The organism is Streptomyces silaceus (genome assembly GCF_001419745.1).
In the GTDB taxonomy this organism is placed as follows: domain Bacteria; phylum Actinomycetota; class Actinomycetes; order Streptomycetales; family Streptomycetaceae; genus Streptomyces; species Streptomyces silaceus.
The window spans coordinates 1-8,004 of sequence record NZ_LIRJ01000538.1; the positions used below are offsets into that span (position 1 = coordinate 1).

An 8,004-nucleotide genomic window follows, 5' to 3' on the forward strand; every position below is an offset into this window, starting at 1 on the left:
CAGCAGGACGGTGGCCCCGACGGTCAGCAACTCCTGGACCTGTGCGGGGAGTTCGACGCGGCCGTGCAGGACGGGTCCGGCGAGCCGGAAGACGTACGTCCCCGCGGCGAGGGTCAGGACGCAGGCGAGCGTGGCGTTCATGCGGGGCTCCTGGGGGCGGTGGGACGGGGGCGGCGGGGTCCGCGGCGGGCCGCGAGCAGACCCAGCAGGGCGAGCAGTACCGGCACCCCGGCGGGCAGCACCGGCGCGGCCAGGACCGCGATGACGGCCCCGGCCGCCGACGCCCGCCGGGCGGCGCTGTCGGCCCGCAGCGCGGGCAGCACCAGCGCGAGCAGCACCGCGGGGAACGCGGCGTCGAGGCCGAACCGGTCGGTGTCGCCGAGCGCGGACCCGGCGAGGGCGCCGACGAGCACGCTGAGGTTCCACGCGAGGAACAGCCCCACGCCGGATATCCAGAAGGCTGCCCTGCGCCGGGCCCGGCCCCGCTGGGCCAGCACGAACGCGGCGGTCTCGTCGGTGACGAGGTGCGCGCCGATCAGCCGCGCCGCCCAGGACCGCCCGAGGTCGTCGGCGAGCGCCAGACTGAACGCCGCCGTACGGGAGTTGAGCAGCAGGCCGGTGGCCGCCGCGGCCACGGGTCCGCCGCCCGCGGTGAGGATGCCGACCGCGCTGAACTGGGCGGAGCCCGCGTACACGAGCAGCGACATGACCACCGGCACCCAGAGCGGCAGGCCGCCCGCGACGGCGATGGCGCCGAAGGAGAGGCCGACGACCGCGTCGGCGAGCCAGACGAGCGCGATGTCGCGCAGGACGCCCGGGGGCAGGTGCGAGAGGCGGACGAACCCCTCGTCCGTTCGGTGTGGCGGGCTGTCTGTTCGGTGTGACGAACGCATGGGTCGTAGGATGGGGTCCATGGGGAGCGTTCGTCAAGCCGAACGATCGGTCCCCTGTAGCGAACGTACGGGGAGAATCAGGAGCGAACGACGTGACGACCGACGGGTCCCGCATGCCCCGCGAATGGGTCGCCGCGGCCCTGCGCCGCGAGCGCGCCAAGGCCGGGCTCTCCCTCTCTGAACTGGCCAAACGCGCGGGCATCGCCAAATCCACGCTGTCCCAGCTGGAGGCGGCGACGGGCAATCCGGGCATCGAGACGCTCTGGTCGCTGGCGGTCGCGCTCGGGGTGCCGTTCAGCGTGCTCGTGGAGTCGCCCGCGCCCGCGGTGACGGTGATCCGCGCGGGCGAGGGGCCGACCATGCGCGCGGAGAACTCGTCCTACGCGGGCACGCTGCTGTCGGCCGGGCCGACCGGCGTGCGGCGCGACATCTACCACGGCGCGCTGGAGCCGGGCGCCGCCCGCGAGTCCGACCCGCACATCCCCGGGTCGGTGGAGCACCTGGTCGTCAGCACGGGCCGGCTGCTGGCGGGCCCGCGCGGCGAGGCGGTGGAGCTGGGTCCCGGCGACTACATGTCGTACCGGGGGGACGTGCCGCACGCGTACGAGGCGCTGGTGCCGGGCACGACGTTCGTCCTGGTCATGCAGCACGTCTGAGGAGTGGGCGGGCGTCAGTCCTGCCGCGGCCCCGGCGACGACGGCTTCGGCGACGCGGCCTTCGCCGACGCTCCCTTCGAGGAGGGGTCCTTCGGCGAGGACCCCCTAGGTGAAGGCCCCTTGGGCGAAGGCCCCTTCGGCGAAGATCCCTTCGGGGACAGCAACTGCTCCCGCAGCGCCGTCAGTTGATGCGACGTGTCCACCGCCCGCGCCTCGTCCAGCGTGGTCAGCGCGAGGAGCAGCGCGTCCGCGACCACCAGCGCGGTCAGCGCCTCCGTCGTGATGCCCGTCGGGGTGTGCGGCGCGGTCAGGACGGCGTCGACCCGTGACCCGTACAGCTCCGCCAGTTCGTCCGTGACCAGGACGACCCGCGCGCCGACCGCCCGCGCCCGCTCGATCAGGACCGTCAGCTCGGTCAGCGCGCGGCCCGGCTGGAAGATCACCACGGCGTCGCCCTGGCGGATGCCGAGCAGCGCGTCGGCCAGTGCGAACCCGGTCTCCCCGGTGTGGCGGGCGCGGCGGCCGATGCGGCCGAGCGCCAACGCCAGGTGGCGCGCGGCCGGTTCGGACGCCGCGACGCCGTAGCAGTGGATCTCGCCGGCCTCCGCGAGCGCCCCGACCGCCGCGCGCAGCGCGTCGTCCGGGGTGAGGCGGCGGGCGTGCTCGATGCGCTCCTGCGCCTCGTCGAAGACGTCGCCCCAGATGTCGCCGAGGTCCCGGCCGACGTGCGCGATGCGCTGCTTGAGGCGGACCTCGGGCGCCACCGCGGAGGTGAAGTCCGAGGCCAGCTCGCGCTTGAGCGCGGGCAGCCCCGCGTACCCGAGGCGCTGCAGCGCGCGGACGACCGTGGCGTTGCTGGTGCCGCTGGCCGTGCCGAGCTCCTGCGCGCTGGCGAAGAGCAGGGACTCGGGCGGCGCGCTCGCCAGGTACCGGGCGACCGCGCGCTCCGAGGCGGACAGGGTCTCCCACTGGTCGCGCACGGCAGAACGGAGCCGCTCCATGCCCTCTGAAATTTCCATTACGGCTATTGACTCTCGTGTGACGGCGGTTACTCTCCTGGGCAACGCATTCCAAGAGGAGAGAATCTCGTAACCGACGTTACAACACGTCGTTGCCGGACCTCTCCGTCGCTAGGAGAACAATGGCACCCCGCACGCTCCCCGTGATCGAGATCTCCGGCACGCCGACCGACCGCGGCCGCCAGTACGGCGAGGCCGTCCGCCCCCGGATCCGCGCCGCGCTCGGCTACTACGCCGAGGCCTTCGGCCAGTCGTCCGGGCTGACCTGGGAGAACGTCACCGCACGGGCCGCCCGCTGGCTCGACCCCGTGCGCGCCCACGCCCCCCACCTCCTCGACGAGATGCAGGGCATCGCCGACGGCGCCGGAGTGCGCCTGCTCGACGTGCTCGCCCTGAACGCCCGCGGCGAGGTCATCTACGACAAGTCGTTCGCCGACATGACCGCCGAGGAGGAGCCCGCCGAGGGCTGCACCTCCTTCGCCGCCTACGGAGAGGCCAGCGGCGACGGCCACGTCTACGCCGGACAGAACTGGGACTGGCGCGCGGGCGTCGCCGACACCGTCGTGATGCTCCGCGTCGTGCAGCCGCCCAGACCCACCCTGATCATGCAGGTCGAGGCCGGGCAGATCGGCCGCCAGGGCGCCAACTCCGCGGGCATCGCCCTCAACGCCAACGGCCTCGGCGGCCGCTTCGACGACGCGGTCGGCCTCCCGCAGACCGTCGTGCGCCGCGACGTCCTCGACCAGGCCACCATCACCGACGCCCTCGACGTGCTCTGCCGCACCCGCGCCCACATCGCCAGCAACGCCCTGCTGACCTGCCGCGAGGGCTTCGCCGTCGACCTGGAGACGACGCCCGCCGGACACGGCTGGATGTACCCCACCGACGGCCTCCTCGTGCACGGCAACCACTACCAGGCGGGCGTCCCCGCCGCCCTCGCCGCCGACTACCGCCCGATGTCCTCCGACTCCCTGGTCCGCGTCCCGCGCGCCGAACAGGGGCTGCGGGCGCTGCGCGGCTCCACCGGCCCCGACGAGTCCCGCAAGCTGATCAAGGACGCCCTGTCCGACCACCTCGGCCTGCCCGAGTCGCTGTGCACCCACCCCGACCCGCGCCGCCCCGCCGTCCGCCACTGGGCCACACTCGTCTCCTCCTGCGTGGACCTGACCAGCGGCGACTACCACGTCACCGCGGGCACCCCGTGCGACCGCGACTACCAGCACATGCCCTGGAACCTCTACGACGGCCCGTACGGAGACCCCTCATGAGCACCCCCGGACCACGGCGCCGCGCCGCCGCGGCCGGCCTCGCCGCCACCGCCCTGCTCGCCACCGCCTCCTGCGCCGGCGCCGACACCACGGCCCTGGGCGGCGCGCCCGCCGACGCCGCCAAGCTGAAGCTGACGGCGACCACCCCCGCCGCCAAGGGACACCTGGACAAGGCCCGTTGGCTCCTGGAGGACGAGCCCGACTCGCTCGACCTCGACACCCAGGGCTCCAGCGCGGGCCGCGTCGTCCTCACCAACGTCTGCGAGCGGCTCTACCAGCTCCAGCCCGACATGAGCGTCCGGCCGCACCTCGCCACCAAGGCCCGCACGCCCGACGACAGGACCCTCGTCCTGACCGTCCGCGACGGCGTCACCTTCCACGACGGCTCGAAGCTCACCGCCGACGACGTGCTGTGGAGCCTGAAGCGGCACGCCGACCCCGACATGGAACAGGCCGACGAGTTCGGCAACGTCCGCTCCATGGAGAAGACCGGCGCCCGCGAGATCACCATCCGCTTCAAGGCCCCCGACGCCCTCTTCACCAAGGCCCTCGCCGGTGACGCGGGCATCGTCTGGAACAAGCGGCAAGTCAGCGCGTCCGGAAAGGAGTTCGGCACCCCCGGGCAGAAGGACGCCTGCTCGGGACCGTACGCACTCGCGGGCTGGAAGTCCGGCGACTCCCTCACCATCGAGGCGTACGACGGGTACTGGGGCAAGAAGCCGCTGACCCGGCAGGTCACCTTCCGCTGGGCCTCCGACAGCGCGCTGGTCAACGCCCTCAAGACGGGGGCCGCCGACGGCGCCTACGCCGAGTCCCCCAACACCGCCTCCGCCCTGCGCGCCACCCGGGGCATCGACCAGTACTACGGCCCCTCCACGGCCTCCCTCGTCCTCATCCCGACCGCGCGCGGCGGCCTGAAGGACCCGCGGATCCGCCGCGCCCTCTCGCTCGCCGTCGACCGCACCGGCATCGCCCGCTCCGGCTACGGCGGTCTCGTCCAGCCCTGGGCCACCCCCGTCGGCTCCGGCGCGTGGGGCTACGAGAAGCCCCGGTTCGCCGCCGCGCAGAAGAAGCTGGAACGCCTCGCGCCCGCCACGCCCACCGCCGCCGACCTCGCCGAGGCCAAGAAGCTCGTGCGGTCCGCGGGCGCCCCCGCCGACCCCGTCGTCATCGGCACCGACAGCAGCCAGGGCCGCACCGTCGTCGCCAACGCCGTCCGCGCCGCCCTCCAGCGCATCGGCGTCAAGGGACAGATCAAGACCGTGCCCACCGCCCAGTTCGAGGAGTTCTACAGCGACCCGCAGGCCCGCGCCGGCATCGACGTCCTCGTCGGCGACTGGTACATCTCCAAGGCCGACCCCATGGGCTTCTACGACAACGGCCTCTCCGACTCCTCCAACAACTGGGTCGGCTTCAAGGACGCCACGTACGACCAGCGCGTCCGCGCGGCCCTCGGCACCCTCGACGACGGCAAGCGCGCCGAACTCGCCGTCGACGTGCAGCGCCGCTTCGTGGACGCCGCCGTGTGGATCCCGCTCGCGCAGGTGCCCACCGCGCTCGTCCTCGACGACCGCATGACGGGCCCGCCGGCCTCGCAGTCCTACCTCTACTACCCGTGGGCCGCCGAACTCGGCCTGAAGAAGGGCTAGGTGAGCGGCATGTTCTCGCTCCTGTCCCGGATCGCCCGCCGCCTTGCGGGCCTTGCGGCCACCCTCTTCGCCGCGTCGTTCGTCATCTTCGCCGCCGTGTACGCGGCGCCCGGCGACCCCGCCGTGTTCCTGGCCGGCGGCCGCGACAAGCTGACCCCCGAGCGGCTCGAAGCGGTCCGCGCCCAGTACCACCTCGACGAGCCGCTCGTCGTCCAGTACGGGCGCTGGCTGTGGGACTGCGTCCACCTCGACCTCGGCCGGTCCTTCAAGTACAGCGACCAGGTCGTCGACCTCGTCGCGGCCCGCTTCCCGACCACGCTCCAGCTCGTCGCGTACGCCACCGTGCTCTTCGTCGTCCTCGGCGTCGGCGCGGGCGTCCTCGCCGCCGTCAGGCGCTCCACCTGGGTCGACTCGCTGGTCGTCGGCGGCACCACGCTCGCCGCCTCCGTCCCCTCCTTCGTCGCCGCGATCGCCCTCGTCTCGCTCTTCGGCGTACGGCTCGGCTGGTTCCCGGTGACCGGCAGCGGCGAGGGGTTCACCGGCACCCTGCACCATCTGACCCTGCCCGCCCTGTCGTTGGCGCTCGGCGCCCTCGCGATCATCAGCCGCGTCACCCGCCAGGCGATGGCCGACGCCGCCGCCTCCGACCACGTCGAGGCCGCACGGGCCTCGGGCGTGCCCGAACGGGACATCGTCCGCCGCCACGTCCTGCGCAACGCGCTGGGCCCCATCGTCACGATGTGCGGACTCGTCATGGCCGGGATGCTCGCCGGCACCGTCGTCGTCGAGACGGCCTTCGGCATCAGCGGCATCGGCTCACTGCTCGTCGGCGCCATCAACACCCACGACTTCCCGGTCGCCCAGGCGGTCCTGCTCCTCATGGTCACCGGCTACATCGTCGTGACGACGCTGGTCGACCTGGTGCACCCGCTGCTCGACCCCCGAGTGAAGGGAGCCACGTCATGACCGCCCCCGCCCTGGCCCTCACCCCGCCGGCCGCGGGCCGCCGGCGCCCCGTCGGCGTCATGGCCGCCGGAGCCTTCCTCGCCCTGGTGGTCCTCGCCGCCGTCCTCGCCCCGCTCCTCGCGCCCTACGCCCCCGACGCCATCGACCTCTCCGCCTCGCTGGTCGGCACCGGCGGCGACCACCTCCTCGGCACCGACTCCTCCGGCCAGGACCTGCTCTCGCGCGCCCTGTACGGCGCCCGCACCAGCCTGATCGCCCCGGTGCTGCTGCTCGCCGTCGCGGCCGCCCTCGGCGTCACCCTCGGTGTGCTCGCCGCCTGGCGCGGCGGCTGGGTGGACGCCCTGGTCTCCCGGCTCACGGACGTGATGTACGCCTTCCCCGGCCTGCTGTTCACCGTCCTGATCATCGCCGTCTTCGGCGCGGGCATGACCACCTCGGTCCTCGCGCTCGGCCTCGCCTTCACCCCGACGATCGCCAAGTACACGCGCTCCCTGGCCCTTTCGGAGGCGCGCAAGCCGTACGTCGACGCCTACCGCGTCCTCGGCATGGGCGGCGCCCGCATCTGCGCCGTCCACGTCGTCCCGAACCTGGCGCGGGCCGTCCTCGGCTACCTCGTGGTCCTCTTCGGCGAGGCCCTGATGTCCCTGGCGACCCTCTCCTACCTGGGCTTCGGCGCCCAACCCCCGTCTTCCGACTGGGGCCTGATGGTCCAGGAGGGCCAGGCCGCCATCGTCCAAGGCGCGCTCCTGCCCGCCATGGTGCCCGGCACCGCCATCGCCCTCGTCGTCGTGTCCTTCAACGTGGTCGGGGTCTGGGCCGCCGACCGGCTAGGGAGCCAGTGAGCCATGACGCTCCTCGACATCAAGGACCTCACCGTCCACCTCCCCGGCGCCGCGCGCCCGGTCCTCGACGAGGTCTCCCTCCACGTCGCACCCGGCGAAGTCGTGGGTCTGGTCGGCGAGTCGGGCTCGGGCAAGTCGACGACGGCGAAGGCGGCCATCGGCCTGCTGCCGCCCGGCGCGTCGGCGACCGGCTCGGTCCGCTTCTCCTCCGACACGGACGTCCTCGCCCTCACCGGCGAACAGCTCCGCGCCCACCGCGCGGGACCCGTCGCCATGGTCCACCAGGACCCGCGCGCCGCCCTCAACCCGGTGCGCCGCATCGGCGACTTCCTCACCGAACGCGGCGCGACGCGGGCCCGCGCGGCGGAACTCCTGGAAGCGGTGGGCCTCTCGTCCCCCGAACGCCGCCTGCGCCAGCGCCCCCACGAACTCTCCGGCGGCATGCTCCAGCGCGTCGTCATCGCGGGCGCGCTGGCCGACGAGGCGACCAGCGCCCTCGACGTGACGACCCAGGCGGAGATCCTCGCCCTCCTCCGCTCCCTGCGCGCCACCCGCGACCTGGGCCTGCTCCTGATCACCCACGACCTGCACCTGGCGGCCGCGTACTGCGACCGCGTCTACGTGATGTACGCGGGCCGAGTCGTCGAACAACGCACGGCGAAGGCCCTGTTCACGACCCCGGCCCACCCCTACACCCAGGGCCTCCTCGCC

8 protein-coding genes are annotated in these 8,004 nt (G+C 73.6%); 6 read left to right on the top strand and 2 right to left on the bottom strand.

Features of this window, described 5'->3' with window-relative positions:
• Positions 1-137: 137 nt before the first annotated feature.
• A complete protein-coding gene (locus tag AOK22_RS36090; RefSeq protein ID WP_079037055.1) occupies positions 138-893 on the bottom strand; it encodes an AzlC family ABC transporter permease in 756 nt (251 codons plus the stop codon).
• A 113-nt stretch (positions 894-1,006) separates the two neighbouring features.
• On the opposite strand from AOK22_RS36090, the gene AOK22_RS36095 reads away from it, so the two are divergent.
• Positions 1,007-1,549 (top strand): helix-turn-helix domain-containing protein, encoded by a 543-nt coding sequence (locus AOK22_RS36095; RefSeq protein ID WP_055702910.1) that lies wholly within the window; start codon positions 1,007-1,009, stop codon positions 1,547-1,549.
• Between the two features lie 14 nt (positions 1,550-1,563).
• Here the strand turns inward: AOK22_RS36095 and AOK22_RS36100 are convergent, their stop codons facing one another.
• Entirely contained in the window at positions 1,564-2,568 is a 1,005-nt protein-coding gene (locus AOK22_RS36100; RefSeq protein ID WP_079037056.1) for a MurR/RpiR family transcriptional regulator, read from the bottom strand.
• 122 nt (positions 2,569-2,690) lie between these two features.
• Between AOK22_RS36100 and AOK22_RS36105 the strand changes: the two genes are divergently transcribed.
• The 5 genes from AOK22_RS36105 to AOK22_RS36125 form a co-directional block, all read left to right on the top strand.
• Positions 2,691-3,836, top strand: a complete 1,146-nt coding sequence (locus AOK22_RS36105; RefSeq protein ID WP_055702905.1) for a C45 family autoproteolytic acyltransferase/hydrolase — start codon at positions 2,691-2,693, stop codon at positions 3,834-3,836.
• A complete protein-coding gene (locus AOK22_RS36110) occupies positions 3,833-5,485 on the top strand; it encodes an ABC transporter substrate-binding protein (RefSeq protein ID WP_055702906.1) in 1,653 nt (550 codons plus the stop codon). The genes AOK22_RS36105 and AOK22_RS36110 overlap by 4 nt, the downstream gene beginning before the upstream one ends.
• 9 nt (positions 5,486-5,494) lie before the next feature.
• Positions 5,495-6,451: an ABC transporter permease gene (locus AOK22_RS36115; RefSeq protein WP_055702911.1), complete on the top strand. Its 957-nt coding sequence runs from the start codon at positions 5,495-5,497 to the stop codon at positions 6,449-6,451.
• Positions 6,448-7,293 carry an ABC transporter permease gene (locus AOK22_RS36120; protein WP_055702907.1) on the top strand — a complete coding sequence of 282 codons (846 nt, stop codon included), beginning with the start codon at positions 6,448-6,450 and terminating at the stop codon, positions 7,291-7,293. The genes AOK22_RS36115 and AOK22_RS36120 overlap by 4 nt, the downstream gene beginning before the upstream one ends.
• Before the next feature lie 3 nt (positions 7,294-7,296).
• On the top strand, positions 7,297-8,004 hold a 708-nt coding region (locus AOK22_RS36125), incomplete at its 3' end, for an ABC transporter ATP-binding protein (RefSeq protein ID WP_055702908.1).